Annotated in this window: 21 protein-coding genes and 2 pseudogenes; 1 reads left to right on the top strand and 22 read right to left on the bottom strand. The window is 61.5% G+C overall.

Features of this window, described 5'->3' with window-relative positions; translation table 11 throughout:
- Positions 1–197 precede the first annotated feature (197 nt).
- Positions 198–4583, bottom strand: a complete 4386-nt coding sequence (locus tag AK36_RS27940) for a YadA-like family protein (RefSeq protein WP_045579728.1) — start codon at positions 4581–4583, stop codon at positions 198–200.
- 1068 nt (positions 4584–5651) lie between these two features.
- On the opposite strand from AK36_RS27940, the pseudogene AK36_RS34495 reads away from it, so the two are divergent.
- Positions 5652–5813, top strand: a pseudogene (locus AK36_RS34495) (transposase); the annotation flags it as partial.
- A 177-nt stretch (positions 5814–5990) separates the two neighbouring features.
- Here the strand turns inward: AK36_RS34495 and AK36_RS27945 are convergent.
- The 21 genes and pseudogenes from AK36_RS27945 to AK36_RS28035 form a co-directional block, all read right to left on the bottom strand.
- Positions 5991–6407 (bottom strand): hypothetical protein, encoded by a 417-nt coding sequence (locus tag AK36_RS27945; RefSeq protein WP_224383417.1) that lies wholly within the window; start codon positions 6405–6407, stop codon positions 5991–5993.
- A gap of 141 nt (positions 6408–6548) precedes the next feature.
- Complete coding sequence (locus AK36_RS27950; RefSeq protein ID WP_045579730.1) at positions 6549–7889, bottom strand: FecR domain-containing protein; 1341 nt, start codon at positions 7887–7889, stop codon at positions 6549–6551.
- Positions 7886–8200, bottom strand: a pseudogene (locus AK36_RS27955) (H-NS histone family protein). The gene AK36_RS27950 and the pseudogene AK36_RS27955 overlap by 4 nt, the downstream one beginning before the upstream one ends.
- A 55-nt stretch (positions 8201–8255) precedes the next feature.
- Positions 8256–8951 (bottom strand): aquaporin Z, encoded by a 696-nt coding sequence (gene aqpZ / locus AK36_RS27960; RefSeq protein ID WP_045579731.1) that lies wholly within the window; start codon positions 8949–8951, stop codon positions 8256–8258.
- Positions 8952–9046: 95 nt separating this feature from the next.
- Positions 9047–9559 (bottom strand): OmpA family protein, encoded by a 513-nt coding sequence (locus tag AK36_RS27965; protein WP_045579732.1) that lies wholly within the window; start codon positions 9557–9559, stop codon positions 9047–9049.
- Positions 9556–9825 (bottom strand): hypothetical protein, encoded by a 270-nt coding sequence (locus AK36_RS27970; RefSeq protein WP_144410687.1) that lies wholly within the window; start codon positions 9823–9825, stop codon positions 9556–9558. The genes AK36_RS27965 and AK36_RS27970 overlap by 4 nt, the downstream gene beginning before the upstream one ends.
- An 18-nt stretch (positions 9826–9843) precedes the next feature.
- Entirely contained in the window at positions 9844–10425 is a 582-nt protein-coding gene (locus tag AK36_RS27975) for a DUF937 domain-containing protein (protein WP_045579734.1), read from the bottom strand.
- A 26-nt stretch (positions 10426–10451) separates the two neighbouring features.
- Positions 10452–10781, bottom strand: coding sequence for an H-NS histone family protein (locus AK36_RS27980; RefSeq protein ID WP_045579735.1), 330 nt, complete (start codon positions 10779–10781; stop codon positions 10452–10454).
- 91 nt (positions 10782–10872) lie between these two features.
- Positions 10873–11067, bottom strand: coding sequence for a hypothetical protein (locus AK36_RS33510; RefSeq protein ID WP_144410688.1), 195 nt, complete (start codon positions 11065–11067; stop codon positions 10873–10875).
- Positions 11064–11819, bottom strand: a complete 756-nt coding sequence (locus AK36_RS27985; protein WP_144410689.1) for a class I SAM-dependent methyltransferase — start codon at positions 11817–11819, stop codon at positions 11064–11066. The genes AK36_RS33510 and AK36_RS27985 overlap by 4 nt, the downstream gene beginning before the upstream one ends.
- Positions 11816–12256: a hypothetical protein gene (locus tag AK36_RS27990; RefSeq protein ID WP_045579969.1), complete on the bottom strand. Its 441-nt coding sequence runs from the start codon at positions 12254–12256 to the stop codon at positions 11816–11818. Before AK36_RS27990 ends, AK36_RS27985 begins: the two co-directional genes overlap by 4 nt.
- Positions 12257–12299: 43 nt before the next feature.
- Positions 12300–12536, bottom strand: a complete 237-nt coding sequence (locus AK36_RS33515) for a hypothetical protein (RefSeq protein ID WP_144410690.1) — start codon at positions 12534–12536, stop codon at positions 12300–12302.
- Positions 12537–12656: 120 nt separating this feature from the next.
- Positions 12657–14546 carry a tetratricopeptide repeat protein gene (locus AK36_RS27995; RefSeq protein WP_069246623.1) on the bottom strand — a complete coding sequence of 630 codons (1890 nt, stop codon included), beginning with the start codon at positions 14544–14546 and terminating at the stop codon, positions 12657–12659.
- A 23-nt stretch (positions 14547–14569) separates the two neighbouring features.
- A complete protein-coding gene (locus AK36_RS28000; protein WP_059669413.1) occupies positions 14570–14881 on the bottom strand; it encodes a hypothetical protein in 312 nt (103 codons plus the stop codon).
- Positions 14882–14918: 37 nt separating this feature from the next.
- Entirely contained in the window at positions 14919–15266 is a 348-nt protein-coding gene (locus tag AK36_RS28005) for a hypothetical protein (protein ID WP_045579737.1), read from the bottom strand.
- A 13-nt stretch (positions 15267–15279) separates the two neighbouring features.
- Complete coding sequence (locus tag AK36_RS28010) at positions 15280–16113, bottom strand: peptidyl-prolyl cis-trans isomerase (protein ID WP_052691590.1); 834 nt, start codon at positions 16111–16113, stop codon at positions 15280–15282.
- 22 nt (positions 16114–16135) lie between these two features.
- On the bottom strand, positions 16136–17278 hold the full coding sequence (locus tag AK36_RS28015) for a DUF2827 domain-containing protein (protein ID WP_045579738.1): 1143 nt from the start codon (positions 17276–17278) through the stop codon (positions 16136–16138).
- A complete protein-coding gene (locus AK36_RS28020; protein WP_045579972.1) occupies positions 17275–17889 on the bottom strand; it encodes a hypothetical protein in 615 nt (204 codons plus the stop codon). Before AK36_RS28020 ends, AK36_RS28015 begins: the two co-directional genes overlap by 4 nt.
- 8 nt (positions 17890–17897) lie before the next feature.
- The gene (locus AK36_RS28025; RefSeq protein WP_045579739.1) at positions 17898–19019 is read right to left on the bottom strand and encodes a DUF2827 domain-containing protein; all 1122 of its coding nucleotides are present in this window, start codon (positions 19017–19019) and stop codon (positions 17898–17900) included.
- Complete coding sequence (locus tag AK36_RS28030) at positions 19016–20149, bottom strand: DUF2827 domain-containing protein (RefSeq protein ID WP_045579740.1); 1134 nt, start codon at positions 20147–20149, stop codon at positions 19016–19018. Before AK36_RS28030 ends, AK36_RS28025 begins: the two co-directional genes overlap by 4 nt.
- A 188-nt stretch (positions 20150–20337) precedes the next feature.
- The gene (locus AK36_RS28035; RefSeq protein WP_045579741.1) at positions 20338–21033 is read right to left on the bottom strand and encodes an OmpA family protein; all 696 of its coding nucleotides are present in this window, start codon (positions 21031–21033) and stop codon (positions 20338–20340) included.
- Between the last annotated feature and the right edge of the window lie 23 nt (positions 21034–21056).

Consider the following 21056-nt stretch of genomic DNA (forward strand, 5'->3'; position numbering starts at 1 on the left):
TCCCCTGCTCAAAGATTGAGCAGGGCATTCAATCACGTGGGTCAAAATTCGATGAAATTACTGCCTTAGGTGGGTCAGTTCTGCGTGGATATCAACAGATTGCTTACAAACAGGGACGGGGGCAGCGGATGCCATTCGATCCACTGCCCCCGCACGCTATCTACCTTTGAAGTCCGGCGATATCCGGACGGCCTACGTCAGAACTGGTACCCCGCGCCGACCACTGCACCGAAGTCGGAACGATTGTTGCCGGTCACCGACGCCTTGACGACCCACTTCTCATTTTGCGTCACGTACGAATAGCCTGCCGCGAAACCTTGCTGACCGTGGTAGTTCGCCGTCGCGGCCGATACCATCGAGCGACCCGGGGCGGTCGGTTGCGGCAACCCAGCAACCGCCATCGCCGACGCAACCCCACCGTACATATCCTTTTTGAGATCGTTGAACGAGTTGTACACCTGTCCGATACGCTGATCGGTGTAGCCGCGCGATGCAGCAGATGCCGATGCGATGTTGTCGTTCAACTGCTGCACGTTCACCGCATCCGTCGGCGCCGTACCGGCCGCCACGTTCGTGACCTGACGCTCGCTTCCCTTCGCACCGACCGAGAACGAGTTGTCGCGATCGGCCACCGATCCTTGGCCAACTGCGACAGCGTTCTTGCCGCTTGCGGTTGCAGTGGAACCGAATGATCCGGCATCCGCCCGCGAGATCCAGCTCGTATTGGCATCGGTTGCTTGCGCTTTGATTCGTTGATCGGTCTCCACAATCTTGAGAGCGGTATTGAGCTGGCCAACGTTGACCGCATCGTTGTTGTTAGTGCCCGCTGCAACACCGGTCAGCACGCGATCGCCTGCGGTGCCGGAAAAATTCACCGATGTGCCACCGGATCCGGCACCGACCGTGATTTGACCGTTCGGATCCTGCTGCTGGACCAAACCCGCCTTGCCGTTCGCGACATTGGACACATCTTGCTGCAGGTTTGTGATGTCGGTCGTATTCTTCGTGACTTGCTGATTCGTCGAGTAGAGTTGCGAACCGTTCACCGCGTCCGTACTGGAAGCGCTGAGCGTGCCAGCCTGCACGTTCGTGATCTTCGTACCTCCAGAACCGCCCCCGAGCGTAATGATGCTCTTGGAGCCGTCGTCGTATGTAACCGCCATCGCACCGAGTTGGTTAATGTTCGATTGGACGCTCTTGAGCTGCTTCACGTTCACTGCGTCAGTATCATCGACGCCCGCTGCCACGTTTTTTAGGACCACCGGCGACGTAGCATCGCCGCCGACGAGCGACACGGAGTTCAGACGGGTACCGTTTGCGTCCACGTCATATTTCACGACATTCTTCACCGCCTCGCCGGCCTGGTTCGACACGTTCGTGATCTGCTGCTCGAGATCGGACTTCACGCCGAATAGTTGACCACCGTTGACCGCGTCTTTGCTGCCCGCCGCGACATTGCCGTCCGCGACATTGACAATCTTCGTCGTCGAACCGCCGTGCGCCGCATTGTAAGCGCCGGTGCTCGGATCAAACTGCAGCGCGTCCTGCTTGAGTGATGCGATATCGGTGGTGTTTGTCGTTACGCGTTGATCGATCGACGTGATCGTGTCACCTTGCGCGCCGATCTGCTGCTGCAGGCTTCCGGTTGCTTTCGACAACTGGCCGACGTTGACTGCATCGCTGCTCGCGACGCCATCTGCGACATTCGAGACCTTCACGGGAGCATGTGCAGCCCCCCCGAGCGTAACGACGCTCTTATCGCTGCCGTCGTACTTGACATTCAGCTTGTCGGCTTCCTGAAGGTTGACAACATTCGCGTTCGTCGTCGTCAAATTGCTCGACAGCGTCGACACGTTCGACGTCAAATTATCGACACGGGCTGTCTGCGTCGCAACATTCTGATTGGTCGCGAACAGCTGCGAGCCGTTAACCGCATCAGTGCTCGTCGTATTCAGCGAACCAGACGCAACGTTCTTGATTGCCACCGGGCCAGCGGCACCACCCGAGAGTGTCACCGAATTGAGGCGATTGCCGTTTGCATCTGTGTCGTACACGACAGCGTTCTTCGTTGCACCACCGATTTGCGTATTTAGCTCGTCTTGCACATGCTTCAATTGCGCGCCGTTGATCGCATCGGTGCTCGTTGTCGATATATCGCCAGCAGCAACGTTGGTGATCTTTTGCGCCGAACCGCTGCCATGCGAGGCATCGTATGCACCAGCGGATGCCGACCACTGCAGCGCGTCCTGTTGCAGCGCACCAATGTTGGTCGTGTTCTGCGTGACCTGGCCACCGATGTTCCTGATGTCGGTTGCGGTCTGCGTCACTTGGCCGCCGATTTTCGTGATGGCGTCGCCCTGTTTCGCGACAGTCTGATTTGTCGCATACAGTTGCGAGCCGTTGACGGCGTCCGTGCTCGCCGCGGACAGCTCACCCGCCTTGACGTTTGTCACCCTCGTGCCGTTCGGACCCGCGAGCGTGACGGAATCGAAGCCTTGCGGTCCATCGTATTTGACATTTCGTTTGTCGGCAGCTTGCAGGTTCGACACATCGGTCTGCGTACCGGCGAGGCTCGTACTGAGGTTCGTGACGCTCTGGTTGGTCGTACCGAGCGCCGTGCTCAGGTCTGTGACATTCCCTTGCAGATTCGTGATGTTCGAGACAGCGGAGGACAAGGACGACTGGATCGGTGAAATCGCGCCACTCAATTGCCCGACGTTGACGGCATCGTTATTTCCCACGCCGTCTGCGATGTTGTGCAGGTTGACCGGACCGCTTGCGCCCGGGCCCCCGAGCGTCACGCTCGTATGCGCATCATTGTCGTACTGCACGGCATTCTTCGTGGCCGAACTGATCTGATTACTGACCGTCGTGCTGAGATTGCCGATCTGCGTGTTGACACTGTTCGTTACGCTGGTGCTCAGCGACGACAGACCACCGCTCAGTTGACCGACGTTCACCGCATCGTGCGCGTCCTTGCCGTCCGCCACATTCTTAATCGTCGTGCCGTTGCTTCCTTGCAGCGTCACCGTGTCGAAACCCGACTGCCCGTCATATTTCACGTTGCGGGTATCGGCCTGCTGCAACTGCGTAATATCCGACGTGGCTGTGCTCAACGACGTGTTGATGTTCGTGACGCTCGTGCTTAGGTTCGCAACCGTCTGGTTGGTGGTGCTCAGCGACGTCTGAATGTTCGTAATGTTCTGGTTGATCGGCGCGACGGCCGTCCCGATGCTGCTATTCAACTGCTTAACGTTGACGGCATCGGCATCCGCTGTGCCGGCGGCCACGTTGTGTAGAGCGACCGGCGATGTTGCGCCGGTGCCGCCGAACGTCACACTGTCGTGCTTGCTGCTGTCATACAGAACCGCGTCTTTCGTTGCGTTGATGATCGACGTACTCAGCGAGCTACCGAGATTGGAAATTTGCGTATTGACGTTGCCCTGCACGGTCGACAGACCCGCATTTAACTGCCCGACGTTTGTGGCGTCCGTGCTAGCAACACCAGCCTTCACGTTTCTGATCGTCGTGCCGCCGCTACCGTCCAGTGATATCGCGCTATGCGTGCTGTCCGTGTATTTCACGTTCTGCTTATCGGCAGCTTGCAGGTTGGTAATGTTACTGGTGGCAGTCGACAGCGAAGCGTTGATGTTCGTGATTTGACCGCCAATCGTCGTATTCAGCGTCGTCACACGAGCATCGACCGCATTGATGCTCGTGGTCAACCCATCGTTGACCGACTTCAGCTGAGAAATGTTGACAGCGTCCGTCGCGTCAACGCCAGCCGCGACATTCTTCAGCTGGCGTTCATTGCCGAGCGAGCCGAACGAGACAGCACCGCCGACCGGTGCAGCCGTTCCGCCAAACACCGGCTTGCTGGTATTGTTCGCTACGCCGACGCTTCCGGATCCGATGGCGATCTGATTGTCACCATTCGTCTGGGCGCCCGCACCAATCGCGACCGATTGGGTGCCTGCGGCACGTGTCTGCGTTGCAGCGTCGTAGGATGCGCCTGCCGAAACACCATCGCTTGTGGTCGGATTTGCACCACCGATCGCGACCGAGCGGTCGCCTTGTGCCAGGGCCGAGTGGCCAAGCGCAATCGAGCTGGTTCCGTGCGCATCAGCAACGTTGCCGAGCGCCATCGAATAATCGCCAATAGCAGCCGATTGGCGACCGATCGCAAGTGAGGTATTACCTTGCGCGAGTGCGACAGTCCCAATCGCAGTCGCTGAATTGGCGACGGCCTGCGCGCCGGTCCCGATCGCGGTTGCACCGCCACCACTACCGCTCGTGTCTTTACTGTTCGCGTTAGCTCGGTCGCCGATCGCAATGCCAGCAAGACCGGCTTGCGCATTGTTCCCGGCCGTGTAGCTTGCAGTACTTGTGGCGACATTCGAACCGTTCTTCGTCGCAACACAAAGCGGATTGGTGCCGTCAATACACTGTCCGGTGAGGGCGTTGTCCGGATTGCCTCGGTCTACGAAATTCGCGCTACCGGTTGCATGCGCAATGCCAGCACCCAGGATGCCTACGCCCGCGAACATTGCCGTTACAAGCGTCGAGATTTGCTTCCTCTTCATACGGTTCCTTTAGAAATATAGATATACTTCAAGATAATTAGTTAACCTAAATACAAATTCATGACGAGATTTTAATCAAGCTCGACCGATTTATTTATCTTGGCTGGCGCGTGGCATCACGTCCAGATCACCCGACAGGGACTTTTATTAATGCATCTCGAACACTCACACAATCTCTTAACAAAAATTAGAGAGAATTTAATCGATGTGAGTAAGCAATGAAACCGCGGATTACACGCACCCCTATCTTCTGCCATCGATACCGTTAAGAGATTGCCTGCCCGAGAGCGCGACTGATCGTTATTAGATAGAATGCATTTCTACGTGCGATTTCCTGTATTTCGAGTGCACGCAATCTACCCGTTCATGCATGCGATTTTCTCGTCATTATCGTGATGTGGCGACATCCAATGCCAATTCAATCTAGCCAGCATAGGCGGGCGCGACTGGCCACACGGGAAAATGCGAGCCGAATAAATTCACAATATGCAAGATGAATGGCGGCATCGAATTAATTCACATCCCAATGCCAAAAAATTAACCGGGCTCAATCTGGGTCAACCCGTTGCCGCTGGAGTGGATGCAATATTAATAGCATTCTCCGATTCAAGTGTTAACAAGTGTTAGATCCAGTGCGGATATCGCCGCCAAACGTTTGGAAAACACACGCAATTCGATTTCCGTAATTGAATAGCAAGACAAAAATGGACATTTAACCAGTACTCTCGATTCAATTTTCCGGATTATAAGAACTCAATGTATCGTCTCTTTCTTCAATATAGATCAATATCTTTTACACGATAGGAGATTCGCCGGCGTCGATGCCGGCCCAGAAGGATAGAGATGTTGGGAGCTGAAGCCGAACTGCTAGGATGAGCACCGTCGCTCTGCGAGAAGACGCCGGCATGTCGCATCGAACGTCGATGTTCGCATCGCGCATCACCATGGCGCCATACGCATCTATGCAACGGCGTGTGAGTTTGCGCGCGGCCTGAGGGGGTGACGCGAGCCGATCGTGACGCGAGTCAGATGCTAAGTGTCCGCGTGGACACATGCACTCAGACCGTGATGACAGAGAAACAGGACCTTCGAAGCAGACTGGTGGTTGGCCGCAGACGGGATGGCCGGCGGGAATTTGATGAAGATGCCGTGCGGGAGCTGGTCGAGTTTTGCCTGAGGCCGGGGGTATCGATCGCCCGGGCGGCCATGGACCATGACGTTAATCCGAACCAGTTGCGTCGCTGGATCTCGCGCCATCAGCAGCATACGCTGCAAACCCAGACGAGGCCGGACCCGCTGGTGATCGACGGCGTATCGATCGACATTCCGGGCACTGCACATCGGGCTCAAATGATTGCCGACACGGCATACACGTCGTGCGCGCCCTCGCTTGTTGAAAACGGAACGTCAGCTCCACACATTCACTATCCGACTGCCTGGCAGCGGAGATTGGTTCGGCAGTGCCACGAACCGATGCAGCCGCTCGCACGCATCCTCATAGCGATATTGCGGCACGCTCGCCAAGACTTCATCGAAACGCAGCAACACCCGCTCGATCGGCGGCCATTGCTCTGCCTGCAACTGCCACGGGAGGCCGTCCGTTGCCTGCTGGATGCACGCATCGAGCGCTGCCTCGACCTTCAGGAACAGATTGACGTCTGCCTCAGAGCGATCCTTGTCGAGAAGATAGAATGTCGTATAAATAACGAGCAGCAGCGCGACCAAAGTCTGCGCCGTGCCATGCCCGGTGCGCAGGGTCGTCAGTACCAAGTGATTCTCTAACGAGATGTCCTGGATCAATGCTGCCGGCAGGGGCAGCAGCATTTGTTTCGTGCGGACCTTACGCTTACGCAACATGTCGAGTGAACTCCGGCTTGATTGGGGTGAGTAATCGTTGATACGCATAGGAGTCGGTTGGGGACTGTCGCCCCTGGCCGGTACCAACGGCGCTCCGATGGACTTGACTCATCGAGGCAGTGTCAGGGCACGAATCGGGCTCATCTTGTCGTAGAAGCGGCCCGCCTCGAAGACCTCCATCTCGACGGCCCAGTAATAGTCGCCTGCGGTGAGATTCGAAACCATGATCTCTCGTCCCGACAATCCTTCTTCGTCGATAATGGGGGCATGCAAGTCTGGCGATGACGACAACACAAAGCGATATCGGGTATGCGTGTCCGCGCCGGTCGGTGTCCAGCGGAACACATAGCCTTTGGCCTGGGGCGTCGCGCTCGCGGCCAGCCCCATCTGCCTACGCTCGAACGCGTAGATGCGCGGCTCGCCTTCTAGACCGTTCGCATCCAGGGCGGTAATACGTACAAAGTACGTCCCGTCCGGCACCTCGCCAAACGTCGCGCGCGAAGTTTCAGTACGCGTCTGCCTGAACAGGTCCAACGCCCCGGCATCACGCGCGAGTTGCACGTGATACTGACGCGCGCCCGCGAGCGGCGCGAGATCGAACGTCACGTCCGGCTCGTCCTGTACCCGCTCCGGCTTAATAAGCGACGGCGCAGGCAACAGTTCGACGGCCTCCCCAATCTCACCCGCCGCACCCGCAATCAAACCGTAGTGAGCAGGTACCAGTGTGGGCTGACTGTCCGGATCGGACGCGACCGTCACTGCTCCGTCCAGCACCTCGATGCGAGTTGCAGCATCACCTGCATCGGCATGCGTTCTGAACTGTGTGCCCCGCACGCCGGCCGTCACCGAAGGCGCGTGAATCTCGAAGCGGTCGTCGCGGTGCTTCAGATGCTTCACTTCACTATCGAGCGAACCGCGTTCCAAGCTAAACGCGCGCTCAATCGTGTTCGTCAGGCACGTACGCCGCAGGGTCGTGAGGCGCAAATCACTATCGGACAACATGCTCACCAATGTGCCGTCCGGCAATTCGAGCGTTACGAAACCAGTGTCTGCCGTGCGGACCCGGTCGCCCTCGTTCAACGACATACCGACAACAAGCGGCACAACAAGTCCGCCGGCGACGCGTTCGGCCGCCCCCTGAACAGCAAGCACGCGTGCCGATAGCGATTCGCGCCGCAATCGCGCGACCGGTACTTTCAGCTCGACACCGGTACGCAAGCGCCGGGTTGCAGACACATGATTCACGCGAGCCAGCCGCCGCCAGTCTTGCGGGCTCTGCAAGTAGCGCTGGGCAATGCCGTACAGCGTATCGTTTGCCCGCGTCGTATAGTGCGTCATCTCGCTAACAGGGGGGCGGGCACTCGCCGCTAGGGGCACTACACTCGTCGCGACGAGCCACGTCGCACATAACGCATCACGGGCAACCCGTATGGAGGGAACAAAATTCATGACAATGCGGGTTTCAGGCGGCCTACGCTCCGTAGAGCCGCGGGGTTCTTGATCGCCATCCACTTCGGCGGTCGCCCCCGGCCGCTCCACGTTCGCCCGGTGGTGGGGTCGCGATAGTGCGGTGCCGAAAGGGATTTGCGTGGCGTGTGCGCCGGGCGCGCGTGGTAGCCGAGGTCTTCCGGCGTGATGCCGTATTCGGCCATCGTCTACCTGATCGACACGACGATTTCGGCAATTTCCTGACGGCGCACTTCGTCGGCCTGCGCCTGCAGCTTGGCCAGTTGCGCCTTGAGTTGCGTATAGCGAGACATGAGTTGTTCCTGTTAGTCCGCCCAGCGTGCCGGGCAGACGAAGTTCAGACGTCGATCACTCGTCGGCGATTAAGGAATAGCCAATCCCCGCGGCGACCGCACCGATCAGAGGGGCCACCCAGAACAGCCACAGCTGGGCAAGCGCCTCCCCCCCTACCAGCAGCGCGGGACCTGTCGAACGCGCCGGGTTCACCGAGGTATTGGTCACCGGAATCGAGATTAGATGGATCAAGGTCAGGCACAAGCCGATCGCGATCGGAGCGAATCCGTCCGGTGCGCGCTTGTCGGTAGCCCCGAGAATGACGAATAGGAAAAAGAAGGTCATGGCCATCTCGGTGAGGAACGCCGCCATCATCGAGTAATGGCCCGGCGAATGATCGCCGAAACCGTTGGTGGCAAGGCCGCTGGCGATCGGATCGAAACCCGGTTTGCCGGAGGCCACCGCCACGAGGAAACAGGCAGCCAGAAACGCCCCGACCAATTGCGAGACGACGTACGGCACGACTTCTCGCGCCGGGAAACGCCGCGCCACGGTCAATCCAAGTGTCACCGCCGGGTTCAGGTGACAGCCTGACACGTGACCGATCGAAAACGCCATGGTCAGCACCGTCAAACCGAAGGCAAGCGATACTCCCACAAAACCGATGCCGAGATCCGGAAACGCGGCGGCCAGCACTGCACTGCCGCACCCGCCGAGCACGAGCCAAAAGGTGCCGAGCAGCTCAGCACCGAGACGTTTGAACAGAGGCATGATGCACACTCCTTCACAAAGGGTACTTGAATGAACAGCCTGCTCGGCACCGCGCGCCCGGCGATGCGAGTACATGCGGCGACGTGGTGGGAGCGCTATTTCTGCGGCCCCATGATGTTCTCCAGGTGTTCGCCCGGAAGCACGATCTCCGTGCGCCGGTTCAGCGCACGCCCCTGCGCCGTGTCGTTGGTCACGACCGGGTTGTCAAACGCAAACCCGTGCGTCGTAACGCGCGAGGCTGCGATACCCCGTTGGATCAGCGCGTCGGCAACCATCTCGGCCCGTGCCTCGGACAAGTGCTGGTTGTATTCGCGCGTGCCGACGTTGTCGGTATAGCCATTCACCTCGATCGGCCTGTCGCTGCGGCTGAGCAGCACGACCGACCGGTCCACGACCGGCCCGGCATCGGCGCGCAAGTTGGATTTGTCGAAGTCGAACAGGACCGTCTCGGGCAGCCGCACCAGGACCCCCTTCGCCGAGGGCTCGACGGTGATGCCCACCGCCTGATTCGCCGCGACCTCCTGGTCGCGGTTCAACGCCGGTTCGCTGGCGCAGCCGACCAGCAGCACGGCCGCGCTCATTACCGCAATTCCCATCGTTGTTCTCATGATTTCCTCCCGCTGTTGAGTTGGATCAATACCACTAACAAATGCTGCTTCAATGCCTCGCCTGGGGCGACGCCGTCACTCGGACCTGCGATCTCCTCCATGCTCGCCACCCAGAACTGCGTCGGTACCTGAACCTGACGATTCGCGTCCGTTACAGGCCCGGTGCAATAGCCGATCACCGGCATCGCGAACCGCAACACCAGCACGGACCCCAGCCACCATGTGCGTAGCGTCGGCGCATCGCGACGGACGTCATGTGCAAGCAAGACGAGCGCCGTTGGCGCTTACGTGGCACAGGCTCTTGCATCATGTGTCTTGAACGATCCCAGCCCAAGCGCGCTCCAGTACCGAAGCGAGAGCCGCTCAAACAGGGTTTCCTTGACTCCCGTGAGCACGTGTTCGACATTTGCGCTCATCAACGCCTTGTCACGCGTTGCATCGCGCTTGATCATCGCGAACATGAACGGCGCGACCATCGCCGTAAGCGTCGCGGCGCCTTGCGCCGTCAAGCCCGAGCGCTCGGCCAGCGTGTCGTGGAAACACGCGAGCCGCTCGCCGAGCAGCGTGTCCAGCTGGATCTGACCCAGCCCCACCAGCCGACGAGGGGCATCGCCGACAGAGAACAGTTCGTGCGTGCCTTGCGACAACAGGTCAGGGTCCGTCGAGGACCTCCTCAACACGCGCATGAGTGCTTCGTGTCCGTCACCTTGCAGGCCATGGTGGGCTGTAATACCCAGCAGGTTCGGCAAGACTGATTCGACGCCGGCCCGAACCGCGAAGACTGGTTCTTCCAGATAAGCCGGTACCTGTTGCTCGATGGGTTGAGCAATCAACACTTGCAATGCGTAAAGCATGTCGTTTGGCATCGTGGACCCTCCTGGTTAGAACACGCTCAGTCGACATTCGCGGGCGCGTCAGCCTGAGCGATCCGAAAATCCTCCGGATCCCGTCCTGCGATCCATCGCGGCGGCCTGCCCCGCCCCGACCACGTCAGGCCCGTCTTTGGATCGCGATAGCGCGGTTCAGCCTTCCGCACCGGTCGCCCTCCGAAGGCTTCGTCTTCCTCGAGCAAATCAATATCGCTCGGGCTGATGTCGTACTCACGGATCAACCGGACAATCTGGCGTAGCACGTCCAGACGTCTCGTCGACCGGTGCCTGGCTATCTTCGCGTCCAGGCGCGCACGCCTGGCCAGAAGTTCCTTCATCGCATCGCTATCCATGTCAGCTCCTTTGATCGCCCGTCGCCCCACACGCCGGCGTGTGCGGTGTCGCGCGAGCGTCGATACGGCGGGCTGAATCAGATCCTGGCTATTACCTGGCCGTGTGCACGCGATAGTGCACGGCCTGATGCTTGGCGTGATGGCGCAGGTTCGCATACGAGGCCTGCGCGGTCACGGCACCGACGATGACGATGCTCATCATCGAGATAAACACCCCTTCATCAGCTTTTCCTGAGTCGTGGTCAAGCAAAAACGCGGTCGCTCGTGCCGCATAAAACTCTGTCATTCGGTGCCAGGCGAACCGGGCGGAAGCGTTCGCAACCGCGCACGCAGGTCCGCGATCTCCCACAACCCCAGACACCGGTCGTACTGCGCAATCGTTCCGAACTCCGGATAAGTGATCGATTCATGGCTGCCTTCGATCAGCAATGCGCGCAGCGGCGGCAGGTCATACGGCGCCATCTCCAGATTGATCGGCGTCCAACCGCCCGTCTGAATATCGCCGTTACGCGGATACGAGCGATACGTGAAGGTCGTCGTGAGGACATACTGCGCGTTCGTGCGGCACAGGTTATGCAGCGCCCGGAACACATCCGCGGGCGAGAAGTGGAACAGGCAGTCACGGCACAGGATCAGGTCAACATCCGGCAGTCGATCCTTCAATAGGTCCAAGCACACGAAGCTACGCCGCGCCGATGCATAAGCTGCCTGATTGGCGCGCACAGTTTCCTCGACGATGTCCGCGCCGATGTACCTGATATCATCCAGATCGACGTGGCGCATCCAGTTGAAGTCACCGCACGGTACGTCGAGGATGGAACGTATGCCCAGACGCTGCAGCAAGCCAGGCAGCTCTCGGATGATGCGCTCGGTGTTACGCAGTTCGGACCCCCATCCCGAAACACTCTCGCTCGAGTGCCATGCTTGCTCGCGATAGATTCTAGAAAACACTTCGGCAGTCGGGTCCGACATGGTCGATACGTCCCATCGAGTCAATAAAAAGATCAGGTTGAACAGGCCCGGCGGGTCGCGCGTCACGGCCCACAGTCGTCGGTCGAGCCGCGCAGACGCGGATAGCCCGGTTGCGCTGAGTCGATCACATCGACACACCGACCGGGGGCGACCTTGCTGGTAGTGTCGAGCTGACGCAGGGTGCCGTCGGATAGCCGCACCTCGTAGTGATAGACGGGTGCTGAGCCTCCGCGCTCGAACAGGCGCGACAGATCGAAACCGAGTCCCGCTCCCAAAAAGCCACCGCTGCTGATACCGGATCCACCGAGGTAGCCGCCCCCGACTTCGGCCGTGGTGCCGCTGCCCTGTTGCGCAAAATCGACGCGCCGCACCACCCGCGCGAGGACCACTTTGGCGTCGGCCGGCAATGCGGGGGCTTCCGCATCGAGCGTGTTGCAGCCCGCCAGCACCCCCGCGATCGCCCACGCAAGGCCCATGGCCACCCCTTGTTTCATCCAGCGCATGCTGTTCTCCTTTCGCTTGAACATCGCATTGACCCGCCTGCGACTACCGCCATCGCACGGCCGCGCCGCGCGGCGATGCGACCACGCGCGGCACCGGCGGTTCGGCGCTCTGCAGCACGATCACCAGCATGGCGATCAGCCCCAGCGCGAAACCGAGTAGTACGCCCAGTCCGAGCTGGCGCGACGTCGACAAACGCCGTGCGGCCCTCACCATGCGATCGCACCAGGCGCGCGCGATGTGGCGGATATTGCACCTTGCTCTAGAATCGCGTGCCGACATGGCATCCTCCAGCGCCACCGCCGTTGGTCGCCATCCCTGCGCATCCGAACAGACCACATCCGGAGAGCAGCAGCGCGGCAAGCGCGCCGGCGAGAGCGGCGCGCCAGGACCGGCCGTGGGTCATGTCGACTCCCTCGCGCGACGCGTCGTCGATGCGTCATTCGAATTGCCTTTCGATGTACGTTTCGGCGAGTAATCCGGCACCGGGCCGCGTTTCACCGCCAGCGCACTCAGATCCTTGACCACCTGCTCGAGCACTGGTGTCCAGTCGCCGTAGTCCGCCTGCCGATACAGCGTGACGCTCGGATACCAGGGGCTGTCGCGGCGCTCGGTCATCCACACCCAATGCGGATTGACGTCGAGCAGCACCCAGGTCGGTCGCCCCATGGCGGCAGCCAGGTGGGCCACCGATGTGCACACCGTGATCACGAGGTCAAGATTGGCAATGATCGCGGCCGTGTCGTCGAAGCTGTGCAATTCCTCGGATACGTCGACGAGCGTCATGCCGCCCGCGCGAAGCGCCGCTACGTCCTCGGCAGCGTCGAGCTGAAGGCTGAACCACTCGATCGCCTGGGCGCTTGCGAATACCTGGGCGAGCGCTTGCGGCGGCACTGAGCGCAGCGCATTGCGCTGGTGGCTGCGGCTGCCACTCCACACCAGCCCAACCTTCAAGGCCGAGCTCGCCTTCTGCAGCCGGCGGCGCCATGCGTCGAGCTTGGCGGGATTCGCGCGGAGGTAATTGGTTCGAACGGGCAACTGCTCGGGCGTGATCCCCTGCATGAATGGGATGCTCGCCAGCGGCAGATGGAAGTCCGCCCGCGGCAGCTCGGCCTGATCGTGTGGCACCACGGTGTCCACCACCCCGTGCAAACTGCGAGCCAGCAATGTCTGCAAGTGCTGGAAGCCGGAGTAGATGAGCGAGCCACCCTCGCGCTCGACCCGCTCAGCCAACGCCGGAACGAAGCGCACGAACTGGAACACATCTCCGTGGCCCTGCTCGCCCCACACGAACAGCGTCTTGCCCGCGAGCGGCTCACCCTGCCAGCGCGGCATGGGAAGGTTCGGCGCGACGTCGCGCAACTCGGGCGAGCCGGCCCATCGCGCCTCGTGGTGCAACCAGCCGTTGCTATAGTCGCCCAGCAGTAGCTCAAGCATCGCGACCGACCACATCATCGACGCGTTGCTCGGCTCGAGCGAGAGCGCACGCTGCGCGACGTGCAGCGCTGCCTGCCACTGCTGGCACTCCTTGAGCACGTACGAATATGTTTGCAGCGCGGTCGGATAGTTTGGCGCGAGCGCACAGGCGCGCTCGACCGCGACCAGCGCATCGTCGAGTTTCCCCTGTTTAAGCGCGGCGGTCGCCAGGTTGGTCCAGGCTAGCGCATTGCCCGGGTCCAAGCGCAGCGCGAGCCCCAGTTCGTGCTGGGCGCTCGCGTATGCCTTCAGCTCGAGGTGCGCCGCGCCGATATTGTTGTGCAGCATCGGCGCGTGCGGGTCGCGCTGTGCGACCTCTGCGTAGGCATCCATGGCTTGCTGATGCATGCGCGCGCGCTGATAGACGAGCCCTAGCGCGAACCAGCGCGTCGCCTCGCCGGGCTTGTGCTGACAGCGCATCAACGCAAGTCGGATCGCATTCGCGTGATGGCCAAGCTGCGACGACACCTCGATCCATTCCTGCACCCAGTCCTCGTCGAACGCATCCTCGACCGAGGCGTGCGCAAAAGCCTCGTCGGCCGCCTTTAGGTCACCCAGGCTCAACGCCACCCGCGCCCGCTCGATCTCCATCGCGCGGGTGGACGGATAGTGCACGCAGTAGACGTCAAGCAGTGCGCGTGCCTGATCGGCTCGCCCGCGCAGGCGCAGCAACTGACTCATCAGCGTATACGCCTGGGCGTCGTCGTTCCTCGGACGGTAGTGGTTCAGCGCGCGTTGCGCGCCGAGCAAATCGCCCGTCTCCAACAAGTCTTCGACCTGCGTGAGACTCTCGATCGTTTCGTGCGTTGTTACCATGCTGTGCCCCATCGTTTTGCTGATTAATTGAATTGCGAGGCGAGCACCGCGCCCATCAGCGCGCCAACCAGCCAGCCCACCGATCGCCCGAGCCACACCGCCGCGTCGACAGGGGAACTCAGCACCTCATGACGGTGCAGCCGCCTGCTCACAAGAGGTTGAGTAAAAAGCAACCCACCGGCCACCACGAACGTCACGCCAAATTGCGTCCACGCCCGCGCAATCCAGTGCCCCGCCAAGTCGTCGAGCAATCCCATGCCGACGACCACAATCGCGATGGTCAGTGCGATACCGATCAACGTATTACCCACGAACCTGTCCGTGTAATCCGTCACAGTGCCCCTCCTTTGCGCTCTTCCTTGCGCCTCATGCTCATGGCAACGGCGAGCCCCACCACAGCACAAAGGCGTTGCCCATCAACAAACCCGCCACGATGCCCACCACGCGCCCCTGCCGGGCAGCCCGTCGCGCCCCGCTATCACGGTGCAGCCACGAGCGCTTCCGAGTTCGGTATGCCAACCCGGTCGCCATCGCATACACGAGTGTCACGAACGCAACGGTCACCACCGTCGTAAGCGCAAGTCGCTGCCATCCCGAGATACGGTTCATCGTCGGCCACACCATCTCCAACAGACCCACCATCATCGTCATCGCGCACGTCATCGCGCCTGCACCAAACACGTTGGCCACAAAGCGGTCGGTGCTATCAAACGACCTCACCCCGCCTCCTTAATCACCGGACGATCCGGGCGTGCTCGGCGAGTCCCGCCACGAGCCGCTCGAAGGCTGCATTGCGGCCCCGGGCTTCGAGGAACTTCCGCACGCCGGGCGCCGCCACGTCGTAGCTCGGTGTCTGCGTCGGTCGGCTTGCTTCGAGCTTGACGATCACGAACTGCCCTGCCACTGCGATCGGCGTCGAGCTCACCTGGCCTGGCTGCAGGCGAGCGATTTCCTGCGCGATCGGCAGCGCCACCCCCATCGTTTTCCCCTCGGCGGGCGGCGTCTTAAAGCTCACCCAGGGCAACGCTCCGCCAGCCTCGCGCGTGCTATCCATGCTGGTCTCGCGCGCCACCTCGTCAAACGCGACCCCGGCTTTCAGCTTCTCGAGCACACCGGCGGCGCTCGCCGCATCCCGCACCGCGATGATCCGCGTCTGATACTCGCGCGGGCCTTGCTCCGCGACCATCGCGTCGTAGGCCGACTTGACCTGTGCATCCGTGACGGCTGGCACCTGCAGATGGCGCTCCAGGTACAGCCGGTTCTCGGCGTTCACGCGCGTCGTTCCCGTCAACCCCGCGACCGTCGGCGCACGGTCCAGGCCTTCGCCAAGCGCCGCCTGCCGAACCAGTTCGCGCCCGATGAGCCCGCGCACGGCAACCTCGCGCATTTCTGGACTGTCGGGCAAGTGCGTCTTGGCCAGCACGTCGTCCACCTCGCCGCGCACGATCGGCACGTCGTTCACCAGCGCGACCGTGCCCGTCGGCAATGCCACCTGCGCCGACGCGGATGATTCCGCGGCGCGCCCCATTGCGGCGGCCAGACACCCCACCAGCATCCAGCCGGCCATGTACGCTCTGTGTTTCATTGATTTATCCCCTGAATAAGCCTGCGAGTAACTGATCGTATTGCGCGACCACCTTCGGGTTCGTGGCCAAGAAACCGCCGATCACCTCGCGCTGGCGGGTGCGGTAGTCCTGCCACTGCTCGTCGTGGCGCGTGAGCGCCGTGACCAACTGCCGTGCGCCGGCCTCCACGTCGTTGCCCTGGTAGAAGTACCCCAGTCCCGCGCACAGCTGCGCGTTGTGCACGAGCGCGTAGCCGTTCCAGCACACGTCGAAGTAGTAGTAGTTCAGCGCGAGGCCCCACTGGTGCGAGATCACAACGTCGGTCAGCTCGCTCAGAAACTGGGGCGTCTCATAGCGGCCGACGAAGCTCGCCTTGTGCTCGCGCACCAGATCCAGGTACTGCATCACGCCGATGAACTCAGGGCTGCCGAGCGCCAGCCAGTCGGCATTGGTCACGTGCACGTGCGCGATCTGCGCGCCAACGCGCCGGTACGCTTGCTCCGCGATCAACAGCGGGTACAGGCAGAATTTCATCACATCGATGTTTGGCTCCATAATCGACAGCCGCTTCGGTCCAGCATGGGGTCGGTATTGCCCCCCGTTCGGCAGGTTCACGGTGCGTGCATCCAGACACATCGGGTCCCATACGAACGGCACCTGGTGCACCGGCTTGCGCCGCAGCGTCTGGAAAAAGTGGGCGCTTGTCTCCATCACCTGAGGGATCACCCACACCTGGTCGTAGCACTGGTTGATGAAGACCTGATCGGTCATGCGGCGCCTGAAGATCATCGCCTCCATCATCTGCACGTACTCAGGTCCGCAGCAGTAGCTCACTACCCGTGCGCCGCGAGACTGCAGGTACTTGCACTGCGCTTCGTTGATCTGCCCGCCCAGCTCGACGAGCACGTCCAGATCGTCCTTGGCCGCCTCGAACGGCTTGACCGGGAACTGCGTCAGATCCCACGGCAGCTGCGGCGTGATCGCCACCTGCGTGGTGTTCACCAGACACACCGCATGCTTGAGCGGCGAGTGCTGGAACACACGCATCAGGTACAGCGCGTTCTGCTTAATGCCGTTGACCCACAGGCTTTCGGCTTCGTTGTGCAGTCCGATCGTGATACCGATGCGCAAGGCACGCGGGTGTTGTCGTTGTTGTTGACCATTCATCGCGAGACACCCCAGGAAAATTGAACTTGGCGCCGCACGATCACACACGACGGCGGTGCCTCGACGAGGGTCACTGTTTCGCGCGAATGGTGCGGATCCACATACACCGTCACGCCGCGCACCAGTGCGGCGGCCTGATATCCGGTCAACTCCGCACGTGCCACCTCGCGGCACGCAAGCGGCGCACTCGAGATGCGTTCGGCAAGGATCGTGCAGCCGCCTTGCAAGGCGGGCGAAGTCGTCAGCGACAGGATCGCTGACGACTCCCGGTACTCGATACCCGATAACGAAAAAAACGGCGCCCCGTCCGGATTGCTGCGGTCCCAGTCGAGAACCACGTCCTGACGCTGTGCGTTGACAAAGGCGCGGCTCGCCACCGCGTCGATCGCGCCCGCGCAGCGCCGGATGCCGATTGCGTGCGCCGCGCGCCCCAGCACCGTCGCCGGCGTGGTCACGACGCTCGTGGGCGGCGTTGGTGTTGGCGTAGGCGTCGCCGCACCGTCGCCAGCCAGACCCTGCGCATGGGCGAGCACGCTCGCCGCGACCGCCGCGCTCACCAGCGATGCCCTGATGGCCGGCCCGACACCCCGCACGAGCCCGTGTCGTTTCATCGCGGTACTCATTCGTATAACTCGGCAATGGCCGCCCCGTATTGAGCGACGTTGCTTTCAGCGAGCGGGTCCAGTGTCGCGAGAAACTGGCGCGCCTCATCTCGATACCGGACGAGGTCCACATCGTGTTCGGCAAACGCACGCCGCAGCGCGAGCGCTCCATCTTCGCAGTCGAAATCGGCGTAGCGGTAGCCACACCCGCTCAGGAACGCCGAGTTGTGGATCAGCGCATAGCCGCCGTACAGCGCCTCGTAGTACACATAGTTTTGGGCGTTCTCCCAGTGGTGCGCGACGATCGCGTCGGCCTGCCGGTTTAGGATCTCGTAGATCGGCACGCGCGGCTCGAACGTCGCGCGGCCGTGATTGACCAAGTCCAGGCTGCGTGCGAATCCCGCGAACTGCGCGTCGTCCTTCAGGTGCAATGTGTTGAACACGCGCAGGTGCTCGATGAACGACGGATCCTGGCGATGCGCGAGATCCGCGAGCAGCATCGGCACGTGCGATGTCTTGACCATGCAGATGTTCGGCTCCAGAATCGCAAGCCGCCAGCGCTCGCGCCCGGGCGCATAGCCGAAGCCTTCATTACCCGACGATGCGAGCGTGCGCTCGAGCAGCGCCGGGCTCCAGAGGTGTTGCATCGCTCGCACCGGCGCGCGCAGCGCTGCCCCGTAATACGAGGCACAGCTGCGCTCGAACGCCGGCAGCGTCCAGATCGCGCTGTATGGCGTGCCCGAGGCGAGCATGCCGTGCGGCAGGTCGAACATCATCCGCTCGATGTCGATCACATAATCGTTGGCAACGCGCATGCCGATCACATGGCCACCGCGTGCGCAAAAAGCGCGTGCCCAATCCGGATTCAGTTGCGCGGACAGTTCGATGACCACGTCGAGTTCCATGCGCGCGGTTTCCAGGTCGATCACTGGCGCGGGCGAATGCTCCAGAAAAGCCTGGGCCTCGTGGGGCTCGCCGTCGCCGCCATTGACCAGCACCACCGAGTCAATGAGCGGCGAGCGCTGCAGCAGTTGTGCGAGGAAATAGCAGTTCTGGAAGATGCCGTTTTCCCAGATCGACTGGTGGCCTTTGCGCAGAAAAATCGTCACCCCAATCTTCAGTCGTTTGGTCACGCTCATCGTGCGCCCTCCTGGGCTGTCCGCCCCACCAGGTGCAGCAGGCATTGCGCATAGGCGATACGGTTCGCGCGCGTCTGGCTGGACAGCGCGGAGAGAAACGCGCGCGATCGGTGCCGATAATGGCTAAGTTGGTCGTCGTGATCGCTCGCCGCGCTCACCAGCTGCGACGCGCCTTGCTCGATATCCGAGTCCGGGTAGTAGTAGCCCAGCTCTGCAATCCACGGCGCGTTGTGAATCAACGGATAGTCGCCATACAGCGCGTCCAGATACAAAATGTTCTGGTCGTTATGCCATTGGTGGCTCACGACCGCGTTGGCGAACTGGCTCATGTAACCTACAAAATCGTGTCGTTGGTCCAGTTGAAGTTTGTTGTCGCGGGCAAGCTCCAGCGAGCGAGTGAGAAATTCGAAGGTCGGATGACGCTGCATCTGCACGCTATTGAGCACGTGCACGCGCGACACCGACTCAGGCTCAGCCCGGGCGGCGGCCTCGCACACCAGCAGTGGGATCGCGCAGTTCTTGACCACCGAAATGTTCGGCTCAAAGATCGCCACCCGCAGGCCGCGTTCGTGCTCCTGCCGCGCCTGATAGCCGAAGTGCAGGCCCGCGCGCTCGATCTCGGCGGCCCGTTGTTCGACGAATACCGGATCCCACAGATACGGCACTTCGATCACCGGGCAGCGGTGCAACGTGCGCAGCATCGGCGCGAAATCCCGGTCCTTCGACAGGATCCAGATCGCGTCGCACCGGTTCGCGCGCGTGAAATAACCCGAGCGCTTGAAAACTGACGGCTCGATCAGTCCGACGTACGGCTGGCCGCAGCAGAAGAACACCACGCGCTTGCCGCGTGCGCGCAGATAGTCCAGCCACTCAACGTCCAGGCCGCCGCCCATCTCGATGGCCACGTCGATGCACTCCGTCGCCTCGCGCATCGGTATCAGCCGAAGCGGCTGGCCACCGTCTTGCGCGTTGGCCGCCACACTCGTCTGGTCACCGCAGTTGAGCAGCACTACGTCCGTCACAAACGGCAGCGCCCTCAAGAGCCGCGCCAGGAAGAAAACATTCTGGCCGAGCCCGTTCTCCCAAATGTTCTGACCTGCATGGGTCAGTATGGATATGCCGATTCGCATCGCCTGTTATCGCCTCGTGATCATGCTCGATTGCCCGGCGGTGGTCCGCCGTGATTCCCCGTTTTCCCCGTAAAAAGGAGGAGAGAGCCGAGCATGGCCAACCCTCTCCCCAAAAGCGGCAACCGCAGAACGCGTGGATTAACGGGGGAGTAATCCAGCGCACGAGGACGCGGTTGCCCAGGCCACTCTTAGCGTTGATCCAACTGAATCTCCACGCGTCGGTTCTTCGCACGCCCCTCGACCGTGTCATTCGAGGCCACCGGGTCGGCCTTGCCGTAGCCGTGTGCGGCGTACCGCTGTGCCTGCAGGCCGTGATCACGCAGATAGGCCGCCACCGTCTCCGCCCGGTGCTGCGACAGGTTCAGGTTGTAGGCGTCGGAGCCGCGCGAGTCCGTGTAGCCCTTGACCGTCACCAGCGCGAACGTCGCGCCGCTCGCGTCCGACACGAGTTTGTCCAGCTTCGCGCGCGCTTCCGGACGCAACGTCCACTTCGCGGTATCGAAGTTCGCGTCGCCGCCGAGCACCACCTTCGCCGGCGGCGGTGGCGGAGGAGGCGGCACCGGCACCGGAACCGGGGCCACCACCGGCGGCGGCGCCGACGGCACGCCGCACTGGAATGTCAGGATCCGCGTGTTGGGCTTTCCGTCCGACGTCGAGCCCAGCGGCGCAGCGTCCTCGAGCGCGCGCACCGGTTGATTGCCGCAGATCTCCTCGGCCTTCTTGTGGCAAGTGCCCTGCCCCTCGAAGATGCCGTAGCAATCCACCCGGTAAGCCTGCTCGCCGTTGGCCAGCCGCAGCGAGTACGCGTTGAAGGTCGGCCCCGACGCGGAACAGCCCGCAAGCACGGCCGCGCTCAGTAAAACCACTTTTGTTCTTTGCAACATGTCGTACCTCGTCTTCTGTTTGA

Origin of the sequence: Burkholderia vietnamiensis LMG 10929 (genome assembly GCF_000959445.1) — a bacterium.
Taxonomy (GTDB): Bacteria; Pseudomonadota; Gammaproteobacteria; order Burkholderiales; family Burkholderiaceae; genus Burkholderia; species Burkholderia vietnamiensis.